Raw genomic sequence first — 15,312 nt, 5'->3', positions numbered from 1 at the left:
CCGCGCGGCGTCGGCACGGCCGGGTCCCGCAGACCCGGTCCGGTCATCCCACCCGGCGACGTCGGCGGTTCCACCGGGCGACCCCCTGCGGTCCGCCCCGGCCACGGCGGCGGCACCGGACGGTGGAACTCCGTCGTCTCGTCGGTGCGGCCCCTGCTGGCCCGGGTGCTCACTTCGTCACCTCGGGCTTACGCACCAGCAGCCCGATGCTGAAACCCCGGACCCGCCAGGTGCGGTCGACGACGTACGGCTTGAGCGCGGCCTCCTTCGCCGGCCCGATCCGCTGCACCGGATCGTCGAGGGCTCCCTTGCGGACGACCCACACCCGCTCCGGCCGCCCCAGACACACCGGCACGTCCCGGTCGGCGCACTCCCGCGCGCCCAGGGTGCCCTGCCGGCGGGCCGGAACGGTCATCAGCACGTCCCGGGGTCGCCAGCTCTCGTCGACGTACCGGTTCACCGCGTCCCGGCTGGTGCGCTGGTCACCGGCGTCGAACGGGCCGTACACCAGGATGTCGCCGGGACGCGCGTGCGCCCGCAGCACGGCGGCGATGTCCTTGGTGCCCTGGCTGTGGCCGGTGACGCCCCGGATCTCGACCTGCACCGGGATGCCGAGCAGACCGACCGCCAGCATCGCGGCGGTGCCCCGCAGCAGCGAACTGCGCCGCAACGCCAGCGAGGCGACGAGCGCCCAGGCCGGCACCGTGAACAGCAGGTAGCGCGGCAGCCAGAGCGGGGTGAGCTGGGCGGCGAGCAGCAGGCCGACCGTGGGCAGCACCAGCCAGGCGGTGGCCACCGCCGACCGCTCCTTCATCGACATGCCGAGGAAGGCCAGGGCGAGCACCGCACCGGCGAGCAGCGGCCCGCCGAACAGCGCCTCCGGCGTGTCGACCAGCCGGTCCAGGGTGACCGGGGGAATCCAGTTGATCTGCGTACCGGTCTGCTGCCGGCCCAGCCAGAGGACGGGCAGCACGGGCAGCGTGCCGGCCACGGCCGCGCCGAGCCAGCCGACGAAGCCGCGCCGGCGCTGCGCCCCCCGCCAGGCCACCAGCGCGTGTGCGACGAGCAGCAGCAGGCCCACCAGGTGCATCAGCCCCAGCACCGCCACCACGGCGGAATACCCCAGGTAGCGCAGGAACCGGGGCCGTTCCAGCAGCCGGAGCAGCAGCAGGGTGGCCAGCGCCGCGGCGCACACCGCGAGCGCGTACGGCCGGGCCTCCTGCGCGTACCGGGAGGTCGTCGGCAGCACCGCGAACAGCATGCCGGCGACCAGCCCGACCCGCAGCCCACCGATCCGCAGACCGATCGCGGCGACCAGGCCGGCCGCCGCCGCCATGGCCAGCAGCGACGGCACCCGCAACGCGACGTCGGAGCTGCCGGCCAGCGTCACCCAGCCGCGCATCAGCAGGTAGTACGGGCCGATGGAGGCGTCGACGTTGCGCAGCACCGCCACGAAGTCGTCGAACCCGACGGTGACCATGCCCCAGGTGGCCAGCTCGTCCTCCCACAGGCCGGGCCGGTTCAGCCCGACCCCGCCGAGGACGGCGACCACGGCCATCGGCAGCAGCCGGGCCAGGTGCCGCAGCCAGGGTGCGTCAAGCGGTTCCGGCGGGGCCGGCTGGTCGGCCTCGGTGGGCCGCCACGGGGCGGCCGGCTCGGGTGGCGCGTCGCGGACCCGGACGATCAGGGCGGTCGGCGCGTCGCTGCGGGCACCGGTGCCCCCGATGGGTGACATCCCGCTCACCGGGTGGCGGCGAGCAGGTCGTCCAGGACAAGGGTGCGCAGGTCGTCCCGGCTCGGCATCCGGCCCAGCGCGCGCAGCCGCCCGGACTGCGCCTTGCGCATGCCCTCCAGCAGCTTGCGGGCCTCCCGGGCGTTGCCGAAGTTCTGGTCCCGTTCGATCTGGCCGAACCATTCGAGCAGCCCGTCGGCCAGCCCGTCGGCGAGCAGGTACTCGTCGGTGCGGGCGATCCGGCCGACGATGTCGACCAACTGGACCGGGCTGTAGTTCTCGAACTCCAGCGTCTTGGCGAACCGGGACGCCAGGCCGGAGTTGGCGTCCAGGAAGGCGGCCATCTCGGTGGTGTACCCGGCGACGATCACCGCCACCTGGTCCCGGTGGTCCTCCATCAGCTTGACCAGGGTGTCGATCGCCTCCTGGCCGAAGTCGCCGCCGGCACCCCCGGCCCGGGAGAGGGTGTACGCCTCGTCGATGAACAGCACCCCGCCCAGCGCCTCGGTGAACACCGACGAGGTCTTCTCGGCGGTGTGCCCGATGTACTGGCCGACCAGATCCCGCCGGGACACCTCCCGGAACTGGCCGTTCGGCAGCACCCCGAGGGCCTTGAGCAACTGCCCGTAGACCCGGGCCACCGTCGTCTTGCCGGTGCCCGGCGCGCCCGTGAAGATCAGGTGGTGGCTGACCGCGCCCACCGCCAGGCCGGCGTTGCGTCGCCACTCGTTGACCTGGATCTCGTCGATCAGCGAGCGCACCTCGGCCTTCACCCCGGCCAGCCCGATCATCGAGTCGAGTTCGGCGAGCAGTTCCTCGACCTTCTGTTCGTCCTGACCGACGGTGCCGCCGCCCGCGCTCACCCCGGCCGTCGGCCGTCCGCCCGCCTCGGCCGCCCGGAACACGGTGCCGGCGCCCTCCGCGATCCGGACGCCCGGGGCGGCGGTCTGCTCCGTACGGCAGCCCTCGACCGTGCCGCCGCAGCCCCGGCCGACGTCGATGCCGACGCCCCGGGTGTCGTGCACCCAGCAGTCCACGATGGAGGGGCTGCTCTGCAACGCGACCACGATGCCCGCGTCGCCGGTGCCGGAGACGTCGCAGCGTTCGATGGTGGGGCGGGCCGCCTGGTAGACGTACACACCCCGGAAGCCGGCGGCGGCGACCGTGCAGTTGCGGATGGTCGGGTCGGCCCCGAGCCGCACGATGATCCCGTCGTCGGTGACGTCGCGGATCTCGCACTGCTCGACCGTGCCGCCCGCGTCAGAGACGACCAGCCCGTGCTGGCCGCCGGTGACGGTGACCTCGACGGCCTCGATCCGGGCCCCGTCGCGTACCGACACGGCTGCGGCGTACCCGGCGCTGGCCTGGCACTTCTCCATGCGCAGCCGACCGCCGACCGCCTCCACCGCCGGAAAGTCGCCGCCCTGCACGACCAGCCCCTCCAGCAGTACCTCGCCGCCGGTGCAGGCCACCGTCGGCCGTCCGGCGGCCCGACCGTCCACGAGGACCGAGCCCGGCTCGCCGGCTGCCACCAGCCGGACCCGCCGGTCGTCGAGCCGGAGCGACTCGGCGTAGACGCCGGGGGCGATCGAGACGACCGTGTCGTCCGGCGCGATCTCCAACGCATCCGTGATGGTCGGACAGGCCCCGGCTCGGTCAGGGGAGACAGTCAGCATGCGCACATGGCCCCGCTCGGTCGTGGAAGGACGGACCGGTTCGTCGTCGACGTCCGGTCGAAGGGTACCGGTCGAGCAGGGGTGGCCTCGCCCCCGCGTCAGATGGTGAAGGTGGCCTCCCGCACCGAGGCGGCCACCTTGCGTACCTCGTCCGCGCGGTCCAGGGGCGCGGTCATCCGCAGCACCAGTTGCCTGTCGATCGCGTCCTCCGGCACGCTGCGCCAGTAGGAGAGGTAGACCAGCCCGTAGCGCGGCGTGCCGTCCACTCGGGCCGTCTCCGCCCAGGTGGTGAAATCGCCGCTGCGGATCCACTGCAACCCCCATGCCTCCTCCTGCCGGCGCAGCGCGGTGCGGCGCTCGTCGGTGCAGAGCCGGGGGCACTGCCGGACGATCAGGTCGCCACCGATGATCGACCCGTCGGCGGCCGGGACGCCGCACCGGTAGTGCGCCGAGCCGCCGGTGCGGCCGGCCTCGGTGCAGTTCCAGCCGGTGGGCACCCGGAAACTGAAGTCGACCCCGGCCAGGCCGGTGATCTCCCGGGTCGGCTCGGTGCGGGCGAAGGTGGGCGCCCCGGTGGGCCAGCCGCCACCGACCGGCGGCTCCACCCCCGGCCGGCGTGGCGGCGTGGCCGGCAGCCCCAGGTCGGCGCTCGGTGTCGCGGTGGCCGGCGCGGTGACGGTGGCCGGCCGGTCGGCGGCGAGGTAGCCACCCGCCGCCCCGATCGCCGCCGCGAGCAGGGCCACCAACACCGACCACAGTACGGCCCGACCCCGCCCGCGCGCCGGCCCCGCGACCGGCGGGAACGGTGCCGGCGGGTACGGCGCGAGGGCCGTCGGCGGGTACGGCGGTCCCGCCCGCTGCGGCACCACCGGCGCGGGCACCACCTGCTGCGGGCCGGCCTGGGGTGGGGCTGCCTGCTGTGGGCCGGCCTGCTGCCGGGCTGCCTGCTGACCGGCCTGGTGCGGGGCCGCTTGGTGCGGACCGACCTGCTGCGGACCGACCTGCTGCGGGCCGGCCTGGTGTGGGGTGACCTGCGGCAGAGCGGCCTGGTGCGGGCCGGCCTGTTGCCGGGCTGCTTGCCGACCGGCCTGCTGCGGTGCTGCCTGGTGTGGGCCGGCCTGCGGCAGAGTGGCCTGGTGCGGTGCGGTCTGGTGCGGGGTCGCCGGGTGGGGCGGGGCGGTCGTGCGGGGTGGGGTCGTGCGGGGTGCGGCACCCGGCGGCACCGTGCCGCCCGTGGCCGACGCGACAGGCCCGGTCGACGCGACATTGCCGGTCGACGCGACAGGCCCGGTCGGCGCTCCGTGGCCCGTCGGCGTTCCGTGGCCCGTCGACGAAGCAGACCCGGTGGATGCGGCGGCTCCGGTCGACGGGGCGGGCACCGGCCGGGCCGCGCCCGCCGGCCCGGCGGTGGGCCGCCCCTCCGGTGCCGGTGTCCCGCCGGCCCCGGCGGCGACCGGTGCTCCGGCAACCGGCGTTGCGGCGACCGGAGCCCCGGCGGTCGGCCGGTGTGCCGGGTCGGACACGCCGGCCGGTCCGCCCCGGGGGCCACCGGCCGGGGGCTCCCCGGCCGGGACGAGGCGCTGCCCCAACGCGAGGAAGACGTGCGCGGCCCCGGCACCCTGCTCGGCGGCGCAGGCCACCCAGGGCATCGGACCGGTGTGGTTGGCCCCGGTGATCGGCAGGCCGTCGGAGCGGGCCAGGGTGTTGGCCGCCGCGGCGAACGCCTCCCGCCAGCCGCCCTCGGCGGCGGCCGGCGCGAGCACGGCGACGGTGAACGGCCGCTCGGCGGCGTCCCGTGCGGCCCAGACCTCGCCCAGCTCGCACGAGCTGAGCCTGCGGTGCAGCGCGTACGGACCGACTGTCTGCATGTGGCATCCCCCCGGCCGATCGTATCGGTCGGGCACGACGCGGACCGGTCGACGGACGGGCCGCCGCCGGAGTCAGTCGACCCAGTCGAGGGTGCGGTCGACCGCCTTGCGCCACCGGCCCAGTTCCCGCTCCCGGTGCGCCGGGTCCATCCGGGACTCCCACTGCGCGTCGGAGCGCCACTGTGCGCGCAGGGTGGCCAGGTCGGGCCAGAAACCGACCGCCAGGCCGGCCGCGTACGCCGCGCCGAGGCAGGTGGTCTCGGTGATCCGGGAGCGGACCACCGGCACCGCCAGCACGTCGGCGAGGAACTGCATCAGCAGCCCGTTGGCGGTCATTCCACCGTCGACCCGCAGCCGGCGCAGCGCCACGTCGGAGTCGGCGTTCATCGCGTCGACCACCTCGCGGGTCTGCCAGGCCGACGCCTCCAGCGCCGCCCGCGCCAGGTGCCCCTTGGTGATGTAGCCGGTCAGGCCGGCGATCACCCCCCGGGCGTCGCTACGCCAGTGCGGCGCGAACAGCCCGGAGAAGGCGGGCACCACGTAGCAGCCCCCGTTGTCGTCCACGGTGGCGGCCAGCTCCTCGACCTCGGCCGCCGAGGAGATCAATCCGAGGTTGTCCCGCAGCCACTGCACCAGCGACCCGGTCACCGCGATTGCCCCCTCCAGGGCGTACGCGGCCGGCTGGCCGTCGATCCGGTAGGCCACCGTGGTCAGCAGGCCGTGGCTGGACGGCACCGGGCTGGCCCCGGTGTTGAGCAGCAGGAAACTCCCGGTGCCGTAGGTGCACTTCGCCTCGCCTGGCTGGAAACAGGTCTGCCCGAACAGGGCCGCCTGCTGGTCGCCGAGCGCGCTGGCCACCGGCACCCCGTCGAGCACCCCGTGGGCCGCTCCGTAGACCTCCGCCGAGCTGCGGATCTGCGGCAGCATCGCGGCCGGGATGCGCAGTGCGTCGAGCAGCTCCGGGTCCCAGTCGAGGGTCTCCAGGCCCATCAGCATGGTCCGGCTGGCGTTGGTGACGTCGGTGACGTGCCGTCCGGTCAGCTTCCAGATCAGCCAGCTGTCCATCGTGCCGAACAGCACCTCGCCCCGTTCGGCGCGTTCCCGCAGCCCGTCGACGTCGTCCAGCAGCCAGCGCAGCTTCGGGCCGGCGAAGTAGGTGGCCAGGGTGAGCCCGGTGCGGGCGCGCAGCCGCTCCTCGCCGTACGAGTCGGCCAGTTCGCGCAGCAGCGGGCCGGTGCGGGTGTCCTGCCAGACGACGGCGTTGGCGACGGGTCGGCCGGTGGCCCGGTCCCAGACCACGGTGGTCTCCCGCTGGTTGGTGATGCCGACGGCGGCCAACCCGTCGGGGCCGGTGCCGGCGTCGGCCAGCGCGTCGCGGACCACCCGCTCGACGTTGGCCCAGATCTCCTCGGCGTCGTGCTCGACCCAACCGGGCCGGGGGAAGATCTGCCGGTGCTCGCGTTGCGCGACGGCGACGATCCCACCGGCCCGGTCGAAGACGATGCACCGCGACGAGGTGGTGCCCTGGTCGATGGCGGCGACGTACTCTCCGGTCATTTCGGCACCGTACCCGGCCCGGGTCGACGGGAGAACCGGCACGGTTCCGTACGATCTCCAGACGTGCGCGACATCGCCGTGTTCAGTGGAACCGCCCATCCCGACCTCGCCGCCGAGATCTGTTCCCACCTGGGGGTGCCGCTGCACCCGGTGCGGGTGTCCCGGTTCGCCAACGACTGCCTGGAGGTGCAGTTGCAGGCGAACTGCCGGGAGCGGGACGTCTTCCTGATCCAGCCCCTGGTGCCCCCGGTGCAGGAGAACCTGGTGGAGCTGCTGCTCATGATCGACGCCGCCCGGGGCGCGTCGGCGGGGCGGATCACCGTGGTCCTGCCGCACTACGCGTACGCCCGGTCGGACAAGAAGGACGCCCCGCGCATCTCCATCGGGGCCCGGCTGGTGGCCGACCTGCTCACCTCGGCCGGCGCCCAGCGGGTGCTGGCGATGACCCTGCACTCACCGCAGGTGCACGGCTTCTTCAGCGTCCCCGTCGACCACCTGCACGCCCTGCGCGAGCTGGCCGCCCACTTCCGGGGGTACGACCTGGGCAACACGGTGGTGGTCTCGCCGGACCTGGGCAACGCCAAGGAGGCGGCGGCGTTCGCCCGGATGCTCGGCACCCCGGTCGCCGCCGGGGCGAAGCAGCGGTTCAGCGACGACCGGGTCACCATCAGCACGGTGATCGGTGAGGTGGCTGACCGGGACGTGATCGTGCTGGACGACGAGATCGCCAAGGGCAGCACGGTGGTCGAGCTGATCGGCCACCTGCACCAACGCAACGTCCGGTCGATCCGGCTGGCCTGTACCCACGGCCTGTTCTCCGACGGCGCGCTGACCCGGCTCGCCGCCGTCGACGGGGTACGCGAGATCGTCTGCACCAACACCGTGCCGATCCCCGCGGACAAGCGGGTGCCGGAGCTGACGGTGCTCTCGGTGGCTCCGGCGCTGGCCGAGGCGATGCGTCGCATCCACAACGGCGAGTCGGTCAGCGCCCTGTTCGGCTGACCGTCACCGGCGGGCGGGCCAGGCCGGTGGGCGGTGTCGGCGAACCGGGCGGCCGGACCGGGCCGGCGGGTCAGGCGAAGAGGGCGCTGATCCGTACGGTGGTGCCGGCCGCGCCGCTCTCGACCTCCATGGCGTCGCTGAGCTCCCGGGCCAGCCAGAGCCCCCAGCCGCCGGCGGTGTCCGGGGCGGGCCGGCTGCGGTCGTCGAGCCGCTGCTCGCTGATGCCGCTGCCGTGGTCGGAGACCTCGCAGACCAGCTCGCCGGCGCGTCGCCAGAGCCGCAGCCAGCCCCGTCCGCCACCGTGCCGCACGGCGTTGGTGATCAACTCGTTGACCGCCAGCACGAAGTCGTCGAGCCGTTGCCCGGCCATGCCGGCCGCGTGCGCGCAGGAGCTGACCGAGTGTCTCAGCTCGGTCACCTGTGCCTGGTCGAACGCCTCGGCGATGAGAAGGGAAGGTTCGATGGGCACCACCGTACGCGGTGTGGGAAGCTCTGCGTTCGTCATGGGCCCTGTCCCGACAGCGATCTCGGAGTTTTTCACGCTATTTCTACCGTACGCCAGGGTTCTCGGGCCCGCACCGACCGGCCCGGCCGGCTGACCTGGGGACTGTGGCATCGTGGCGGCCATGCCGTCGTCCCCGCCGGGAGGTTTCGCCGACCCGCTGTGGCGTTCCGTCGCGGTCTTCCGGTTCGCCTCGCTGGCGTACGTCGGCCTGCTGGTCCTGCGCGACGCCGGCCGGTACGCCCACCCGGTCGCCGCGGGCGGCGTACTGCTGGTGATGCTGGCCTGGTCCGGGGTGACGGCGGTCGGGTACGCCCGGCCGGCCAACCGGCGCTGGCCGCTGCTCCTGGCCGACCTCGGCGTGGTGCTGGCGATCCTGGCGGTCACGCCGTGGGTGGTGGGACGCCCGGCGCTGGCCGCCGGGGTGCCCGCCCTCGCCGTGGCGTGGCTGGCCGGGCCGGTGCTGGCCTGGGCGGTCTCCGGCGGGCGGCGGCGCGGCACGGTGGCCGCGCTGCTGGTCGGCGGCACGGACCTCGTCACCCGGGGCCGGATCGGCCCGTCCTCGCTGACCGGGGCGATCCTGCTGCTGCTCGCCGGCGCGGTGGTGGGGCACGTGGCCCGGCTGGCGGTGAGCACCGAGGAGCGGTTGCAGCGGGCGGTGGAACTGGAGGCGGCGACCCGGGAACGGGAACGGCTGGCCCGGGACATCCACGACTCGGTGCTCCAGGTGCTGTCCCTGGTCCAGCGGCGCGGCGCGCACCTCGACGGGGAGGCCGGTGAGCTGGCCCGGCTCGCCGGCCAGCAGGAGGTGGCATTACGCGCGTTGATCTCCGGGGCCCCGCCGACGTCCCCCGTCGACCCGGTCGGCGAGGTCGACCTGCGGTCCCTGCTGTCCGGGTACGCCTCGGCGACGGTGCAGGTCTCCGCCCCGGCGACGCCGGTGCCGCTGCCGGCGTCGGTGGCCCGGGAGGTGGCCGCCGCGACGGCGGCGGCCCTGGACAACGTGCGGCGGCACGCCGACGGGCGGGGCTGGGTGCTCGTCGAGGACGAGGGCGACACGGTGACCGTGTCGGTGCGCGACGCCGGGCCGGGCATTCCGGCGGGCCGGCTGGTCGAGGCGGCCCGGCAGGGCCGGCTGGGGGTGGCGCAGGCCATCCGGGGACGGATGACCGACCTCGGCGGCGAGGTGCGGATCATCTCGACGCCGGGGGAGGGCACCGAGATCGAACTGATGGTGCCGAGGAGGAGCCGATGACCGGGGTGCGGGTGATGGTGGTCGACGACCACCCGATGTGGCGGGAGGGGGTGGCCCGGGACCTCACCGAGGCCGGGCACCTGGTGGTGGCGACCAGCGGTGAGGGCCGCCAGGCGGTCCGGGTGGCCGCCGCCGCCCGACCCGACGTGGTGGTGCTCGACCTCCAACTGCCGGACATCTCCGGGGTGGAGGTGATCCAGGGACTGCGGGCCGCGTTGCCCCGGGTCCGGGTGCTGATGCTGTCGGCCAGCGGTGAGCAGCAGGGGGTGCTGGACGCGGTGAAGGCCGGGGCCACCGGCTACCTGCTGAAGTCGGCGGCCCCGGCGGAGTTCCTGGACGCGGTGCGCCGCACGGCCGCCGGTGAGCCGGTGTTCACCCCGGGCCTGGCCGGGCTGGTGCTGGGCGAGTACCGGCGGCTCGCCGCGGACCCGCCGGCCGGTGGGTCCGGCGACGACGGGCCCGGCGCGGCCCCCCGGCTCACCGAACGGGAGACCGAGGTGCTGCGGCTGGTGGCGAAGGGGCTGTCCTACAAGCAGATCGCCGGGCGGCTCGGGCTGTCGCACCGCACCGTGCAGAACCACGTGCAGAACACGCTCGGCAAGCTCCAGCTGCACAACCGGGTGGAGCTGACCCGCTACGCGATCGAACGCGGCCTGGACGACTGAGGGCGCGCCCTGGACGACCGAGGACGCGGCCCTGGACGGCCGGGGGTCAGTGTGCCTCGGGCGGCCGGGTCTCGTGGATGGCCAGTTCCTCGGCGCTCGCGCCGCCGCCGGCCGCGCCCGCGTCGTAGGCGACGCTGTCGGTCTCCTGGTCGGTGCGGGCCCCCTCGTCCGGTTCGACGAGCCGACCCACCTGCGCGTCGGCGACCGTGCCGAGCTGACCGTGGTCGTAGAGCGAGACCGGGGAGTTCGGGTCCGAGGTGGGGCCCGGGTCGAGCACGTCGGCGTCGAGCTGGGCCTGCGCGGCGGCCTCCTCGTTCTCCGCCTCGGCGGCGATGTCCGGGTCGACCGGCCCGGCCAGCGGGTCGTCGGCCCGCCGCTCGTACTGCTCGCGGTCGAGCTTGTAGTCCAACGACTCGCCGTCGAGCTGCTCGTCGGCGGTGGTGCCGAAGTGGTCGACGGCCACCGGGGTACGGTCGCCGGGCAGCTGGGCCGGGTCGGGGCCGTCGGCCTCCCGGCCGGTCAGCACGTCGTCGTGGGCGGTCGAGTCGTCGTCGGCGGTGTCGGGCAGGCCGAGCGCCTCGGGGTCGGACACGGGGGTCGGGAACTCGTCGTCGCGCATGGCTGAGCACTACCCACTGGCACGGCCCGGGTAACCGGGTCCCGCTCCCGGGATCGGGACGAAAGGGCAGTAATCAGTCGTGGTGCCAGTGCGACTCGTCCTCGGTGTGCAGCACGCACCAGATCACCTTGCCGTCCGGGAGCGGGGTGCTGCCCCAACGCCGGGCCACCGTGTCGATCAACAGCAGCCCCCGGCCACCGGCCGAGGTGAGCGACGCCGGTCCCCCGTAGCGGGGCTGCCGCCGGGAGTGGTCCCGCACCGCCAGGTGCACGGTGTCGCCCTGCGCGGCCAACCGCAGCGTCATCGGGGTCGACGCGTGCGCCACCACGTTGTTGACCATCTCGGTGACCGCGATGCAGGCCGGTTCGGCCAGCTCCGGCGCACCCCACCGGGCGCAGCGGTCGGTCACCAGTTCCCGCGCCCACCGGGCCGCCCCGACCGTCGGCGTCAGCTCCTCGGTCAGCACCGCCGCCATCGGCGTACGGGCCAGGGCCGCCGTCGCCTCGGCCTCGGTCGGGTAGACCGCCAGTTCCGCCGCGTCCCCGTCGACCAGCGTCCCGGTCGGGTCGACCACCAGCAGGTCGGCGGCGGGCCAGTCGCGTACCGCCCGGCGTACCCCGGCCAGCAACCGGCCGGCGGTCACCCGGTCGGCCCGCAGCCCGGCCAGGTCGACCACGATCGGACCGGGCCGGTTGACGAGCCGGACGAGCAGCGCGTCGCGTACCCGCTCGACGTCGGTCGGCTCCAGCGTCCCGGCGAGCCGGACCAGCGCGGAGGAGTCGTCGGCCACCACCTGGCATCCCGCCCGGGGGTGCCGGACCGTTCCCGGGGTCGGCAGGTCGGCGCGGCTCATCGCCGTCGCCCCCGGTCGGCGCGGGCCGGGTGGGTCGTCGTCCCGGGGACGCCGGGCCGGGCGGGACGCGGCGTCGGGATGGCGTCGGACCCGCCGGTGACGCCGGCGACCACCACGGCGGTGACGGCGGGGGTACGGGTCATCGGCATTTCCGCTCGGTACCCCCGGACGGGCCCGGTCATGCCGCCGTGCGGCCACTGATCAGCGGGACCGCTCCGGTCAGCCGTAGCCCACCCCGGGCCAGGCGGGCACCGGCCCGAGGCGGTGTGGGGTGCCCCACAGCCGGCCCAGCGACCGCTGACCGCTTCCGATCTGCGAGGTTTCGGCTCGTGGAGCCCCGGTTAATGGGACGCTCTGACCGGATCATCCCTCGCAGATCGCATGGAGGTGCACCATGCGCGTCGGCCTCGTCTGCGCGCACGCCGGGTCGTCCCGGTACGCGGAAGGACCACCCGTCGGCACCCACGAGCACGTCGCTCGGGTCGCCGGCGAGCTGGCCGGGCGCGGCCACGACGTGCGGGTGTACGAGCGCCGCGACGACCCGGCCCTGCCGGCGAGCGTCGAGATCGACGGGTACCGGGTGGAACGTGTGCCCGTCGGCCCGGCCCGGCCCACCGTCACCGCCGACCTGGTTCCGCACGTGCCCGAGTTCGGCCGCTGGTTGGCCGACCGGTGGGCGGGGGAGTGGACGCCGGAGGTGGTGCACGGGCACTACTGGATCGGCGGCCTGGCCGCCGCGCACGCGGTCCGGGAGACGAACATCCCGGTGGTGCAGACCTTCCACTCGCTCGGCGTCGAGCAGCGCCGCCACCTCGGCCGCGAGTACGACGGCCCCGGCGAGCGCATCCCGCTGGAGCGTGCGCTCACCCGGGCGGTGGACGTCGCCGTCGCCCAGTGCACCGACGAGGTCGACGAGCTGACCCGGATGGGGCTGCAACGCTCCTCGGTGGCGATGGTGCCCACCGGGGTGGACGTCGAACGGTTCCACCCCGACGGGGAGGCCGCCCCCCGCGACCAGCGGGCCCGCATCCTGTCCGTCGGCGGGCTGTCCCCGGGCCACGGACAGGACGACCTGATCCGGGCGATGCGGCTGGTCGGCGACGCGGAACTGGTGATCGCCGGTGGGCCGCCGGCCGACCAGCTGGCCACCCACGCCGAGGCCCGGCGGTTGCGCGAGCTGGCCGAGCGGGCCGGGGTCGCCGACCAGGTCACCCTGGTCGGCGCGGTGCCGCACGACCAGCTCGCGACCTGGTACCGCTCGGCCGACGTGGTCGCCTGCACCCCGCACTACTCCGCCGCCGGCCGGGTGTCGCTGGAGGCGATGGCCTGCGGGGTGCCGGTGGTCGGCTACGCCGTGGGCGGCATCGCCGACGCGGTGGTCGACGAGGTCACCGGCCGGCTGGTGCCTCCCGGCGACGTCCGCACGCTGGGCATGACGCTGCGCCGGCTGCTCGCCGACAACGCGGGCCGGTTCGCCTACGGGCACGCCGCGGTGGACCGGGTGCGGTGCAGCTACACCTGGGAGCGGACGGCCGGCGCGCTGGAGCGGCTCTACGAGCGGGTGGTGGGCCGGCGTACCCCGGTCGAGGTGCCCGACACGGTGCCGGTCGACGTCGAGGCCGACCCGGCCGCCCCCGTTGCGGTGGAGGTCGAGACGCCGGTCACGGGAACGACCACCACGACCACCGGCCCGGTCGGCGTCTGACCGCGCCCCACGACCGCCGACCCGTCAGGCGCGGGGGGCGGCGCCCACCATGGCGCGTTCCCGGGTGCGGGCCACCGCGTGGTGGTGCTGGGGTGCGGCGTACCGGGTGAGCCCGATGACCGAGGCGAGAGTGATCAGGAAGCCGACGGCGGCCAGCCACTCCCGGCCCGGCCAGATCTTGTCGTTGAGCAGCAGCAGGCCGACGATGGCGGCGGGTACCGCCCCGGCGGCGTCCATCGCGGCCACGGCCGCCGTCGTGGAGCCGCGCTGCATCGCCAGGCCGAGCAGCAGCTGACCCACCAGCGAGTGGACGATCAGCAGGTAGAGCAGCGGGTCACGGACGAACGCCTCGGCCGACGGGGCGGAGGCCAGCGGCCGGGCGGCCACCGCGGCGGCGGAGAACGCCAGCCCGGCCAGGGAGCCGAGCGCCACCGAGCCGGGTGCCCCGTGCAGGCGTACCGCGAAGAAACCGAGCAGTCCGATCCCGCCGAGCGCCAGCGCCAGGGCGACCAGGCCGGCGGTGCCGAGCCCCTTGGAGGGGGCCGGCTGGGCGGAGAGCACCAACGCGGTGATCCCGGCGAAGAGCAGCACCAGCAGCGCCACCTCGGCGGCGGGCAGCCGCCACTTGAGCACCACCACCCCCAGCAGGGCGGTCACCCCCAGGCCCGCCGCCACGCTCGCCTGCACCAGGAACAACGGCAGGTCGCGCCGGGCCAGGAAGGCCAGTACGAAGCCGGTCACCTGGCAGAGCAGCCCGATCAGGTACGTCCGGTGCCCGGCCAGCCGCAGCAGCAGCCCCGGGTCGAAGGTGTGGTGCACGGTCGTCCGGGCGGCGGCCACCGACTGGAGCATGTTGGCGAAGCCGTACGCGATGATCATCGCCGCGAGGAAGCACCAACCGGAGGACACCACCAGGCGAGAATAGAGGGCCGTTGCGTTCAGCGCGCGGTTGGCCGACCCAGCCGGGACAGCACGTCGGTGTGCAGCGGCCCGTTGGTGGCGATCGCGCTGATCTCGCCGGATGCCGTCCCACCAGGGGCGGGAGCGCCTTCCATGGTGGTCATGGTGCCCCCGGCGGCGGTCACGATCGGCACCAGCGCGGCCACGTCCCACAGCGACAGTTCCGGCTCCACCATCACGTCCAGTGCCCCCTCGGCCAGCAGCATGTAGCCGTAGAAGTCGCCGTAGGCGCGGCTGCGCCAGGTGTCGCGCATCAACTGGAGTACCGCGTCCAGCCGGCCGGCCGCCTCCCACCCGGTCAGCGACGAGTAGCAGACGCTGGCGTCGGCGAGGTCGCGTACCCCGGAGACCCGGATCGGCTCGCCGGAGGCGGCGTCGCGCCCCGCGTACGCCCCCAGGCCGTTGGCCCCCCACCAGCGCCGGCCGAGCGCCGGGGCGGAGACCAGCCCGACCACCGGCCGGTCCCCCTCCAGCAGGGCGATCAGGGTGGCCCACACCGGCACGCCCCGGACGAAGTTCTTGGTGCCGTCGATCGGGTCGATCACCCACCGCCGGTCGTGCGGACCGGTGGCCGGCTGCTCGCCGTACTCCTCGCCGAGCAACCCGTCGTCCGGCCGGTGGGCGGCCAGCAGTTCCCGGATCTCCCGCTCGACGGAGGTGTCCGCGTCGGAGACGGGAGTCAGGTCCGGCTTCGCCGTCACCCGCAGGTCAAGCGCCCGGAACCGGGCCATCGAGATGGCGTCGGCGGCATCCGCCAGCCGGTGAGCAAGTTCGATGTCCCCCGCATACCCCGTCACCCCGAAACCCTAACCCCCACCCCACCCCCTCCCCACCCCTCCACCCCCCACCCCACCCCACCCCCCGGGGCGGGGGTGAGAATGTTTTGGGGGGGGGGGGTGAACAAGAATAAAAAAAAAA

14 protein-coding genes are annotated in these 15,312 nt (G+C 74.8%); 4 read left to right on the top strand and 10 right to left on the bottom strand.

Annotated features, from left to right (window positions below):
- Positions 1-169: 169 nt before the first annotated feature.
- The 4 genes from ACOJTC_RS03540 to glpK all read right to left on the bottom strand — a co-directional run bounded on the left by ACOJTC_RS03540 (position 170) and on the right by glpK (position 6,833).
- On the bottom strand, positions 170-1,735 hold the full coding sequence (locus ACOJTC_RS03540; RefSeq protein ID WP_420115715.1) for a glycosyltransferase family 39 protein: 1,566 nt from the start codon (positions 1,733-1,735) through the stop codon (positions 170-172).
- A 5-nt stretch (positions 1,736-1,740) separates the two neighbouring features.
- Complete coding sequence (locus ACOJTC_RS03535) at positions 1,741-3,408, bottom strand: right-handed parallel beta-helix repeat-containing protein (protein ID WP_420115714.1); 1,668 nt, start codon at positions 3,406-3,408, stop codon at positions 1,741-1,743.
- Between the two features lie 98 nt (positions 3,409-3,506).
- Entirely contained in the window at positions 3,507-5,276 is a 1,770-nt protein-coding gene (locus tag ACOJTC_RS03530; RefSeq protein ID WP_420115713.1) for a hypothetical protein, read from the bottom strand.
- Positions 5,277-5,348: 72 nt separating this feature from the next.
- Positions 5,349-6,833: a glycerol kinase GlpK gene (gene glpK / locus ACOJTC_RS03525; protein WP_420115712.1), complete on the bottom strand. Its 1,485-nt coding sequence runs from the start codon at positions 6,831-6,833 to the stop codon at positions 5,349-5,351.
- Positions 6,834-6,896: 63 nt separating this feature from the next.
- Between glpK and ACOJTC_RS03520 the strand changes: the two genes are divergently transcribed.
- Entirely contained in the window at positions 6,897-7,835 is a 939-nt protein-coding gene (locus ACOJTC_RS03520; protein WP_204926816.1) for a ribose-phosphate diphosphokinase, read from the top strand.
- 70 nt (positions 7,836-7,905) lie between these two features.
- Here ACOJTC_RS03520 and ACOJTC_RS03515 read toward each other — a convergent pair whose 3' ends face one another.
- Positions 7,906-8,340 (bottom strand): ATP-binding protein, encoded by a 435-nt coding sequence (locus ACOJTC_RS03515; protein ID WP_204926817.1) that lies wholly within the window; start codon positions 8,338-8,340, stop codon positions 7,906-7,908.
- A gap of 121 nt (positions 8,341-8,461) precedes the next feature.
- On the opposite strand from ACOJTC_RS03515, the gene macS reads away from it, so the two are divergent.
- Complete coding sequence (gene macS, locus ACOJTC_RS03510; RefSeq protein ID WP_420115711.1) at positions 8,462-9,592, top strand: MacS family sensor histidine kinase; 1,131 nt, start codon at positions 8,462-8,464, stop codon at positions 9,590-9,592.
- Positions 9,589-10,257, top strand: a complete 669-nt coding sequence (locus ACOJTC_RS03505; protein ID WP_204926819.1) for a response regulator — start codon at positions 9,589-9,591, stop codon at positions 10,255-10,257. The genes macS and ACOJTC_RS03505 overlap by 4 nt, the downstream gene beginning before the upstream one ends.
- 46 nt (positions 10,258-10,303) lie before the next feature.
- Here ACOJTC_RS03505 and ACOJTC_RS03500 read toward each other — a convergent pair whose 3' ends face one another.
- The 3 genes from ACOJTC_RS03500 to ACOJTC_RS03490 all read right to left on the bottom strand — a co-directional run bounded on the left by ACOJTC_RS03500 (position 10,304) and on the right by ACOJTC_RS03490 (position 11,878).
- Complete coding sequence (locus ACOJTC_RS03500) at positions 10,304-10,876, bottom strand: DUF5709 domain-containing protein (RefSeq protein WP_420115710.1); 573 nt, start codon at positions 10,874-10,876, stop codon at positions 10,304-10,306.
- 73 nt (positions 10,877-10,949) lie between these two features.
- On the bottom strand, positions 10,950-11,729 hold the full coding sequence (locus ACOJTC_RS03495) for an ATP-binding protein (protein ID WP_420115709.1): 780 nt from the start codon (positions 11,727-11,729) through the stop codon (positions 10,950-10,952).
- Positions 11,726-11,878 carry a hypothetical protein gene (locus ACOJTC_RS03490; protein ID WP_420115708.1) on the bottom strand — a complete coding sequence of 51 codons (153 nt, stop codon included), beginning with the start codon at positions 11,876-11,878 and terminating at the stop codon, positions 11,726-11,728. Before ACOJTC_RS03490 ends, ACOJTC_RS03495 begins: the two co-directional genes overlap by 4 nt.
- Positions 11,879-12,123: 245 nt before the next feature.
- Between ACOJTC_RS03490 and ACOJTC_RS03485 the strand changes: the two genes are divergently transcribed.
- Entirely contained in the window at positions 12,124-13,434 is a 1,311-nt protein-coding gene (locus ACOJTC_RS03485) for a glycosyltransferase (RefSeq protein WP_420115707.1), read from the top strand.
- A gap of 24 nt (positions 13,435-13,458) precedes the next feature.
- Here the strand turns inward: ACOJTC_RS03485 and ACOJTC_RS03480 are convergent, their stop codons facing one another.
- Both ACOJTC_RS03480 and hisN read right to left on the bottom strand, forming a co-directional pair.
- The gene (locus tag ACOJTC_RS03480) at positions 13,459-14,313 is read right to left on the bottom strand and encodes a hypothetical protein (protein WP_363658052.1); all 855 of its coding nucleotides are present in this window, start codon (positions 14,311-14,313) and stop codon (positions 13,459-13,461) included.
- A 59-nt stretch (positions 14,314-14,372) separates the two neighbouring features.
- On the bottom strand, positions 14,373-15,191 hold the full coding sequence (gene hisN / locus ACOJTC_RS03475) for a histidinol-phosphatase (RefSeq protein WP_420115706.1): 819 nt from the start codon (positions 15,189-15,191) through the stop codon (positions 14,373-14,375).
- Positions 15,192-15,312: the final 121 nt, after the last annotated feature.

The organism is Micromonospora sp. (genome assembly GCF_048594385.1).
GTDB lineage: Bacteria > Actinomycetota > Actinomycetes > Mycobacteriales > Micromonosporaceae > Micromonospora > Micromonospora wenchangensis.
This window is presented reverse-complemented; position numbering and strand designations above follow the sequence as displayed.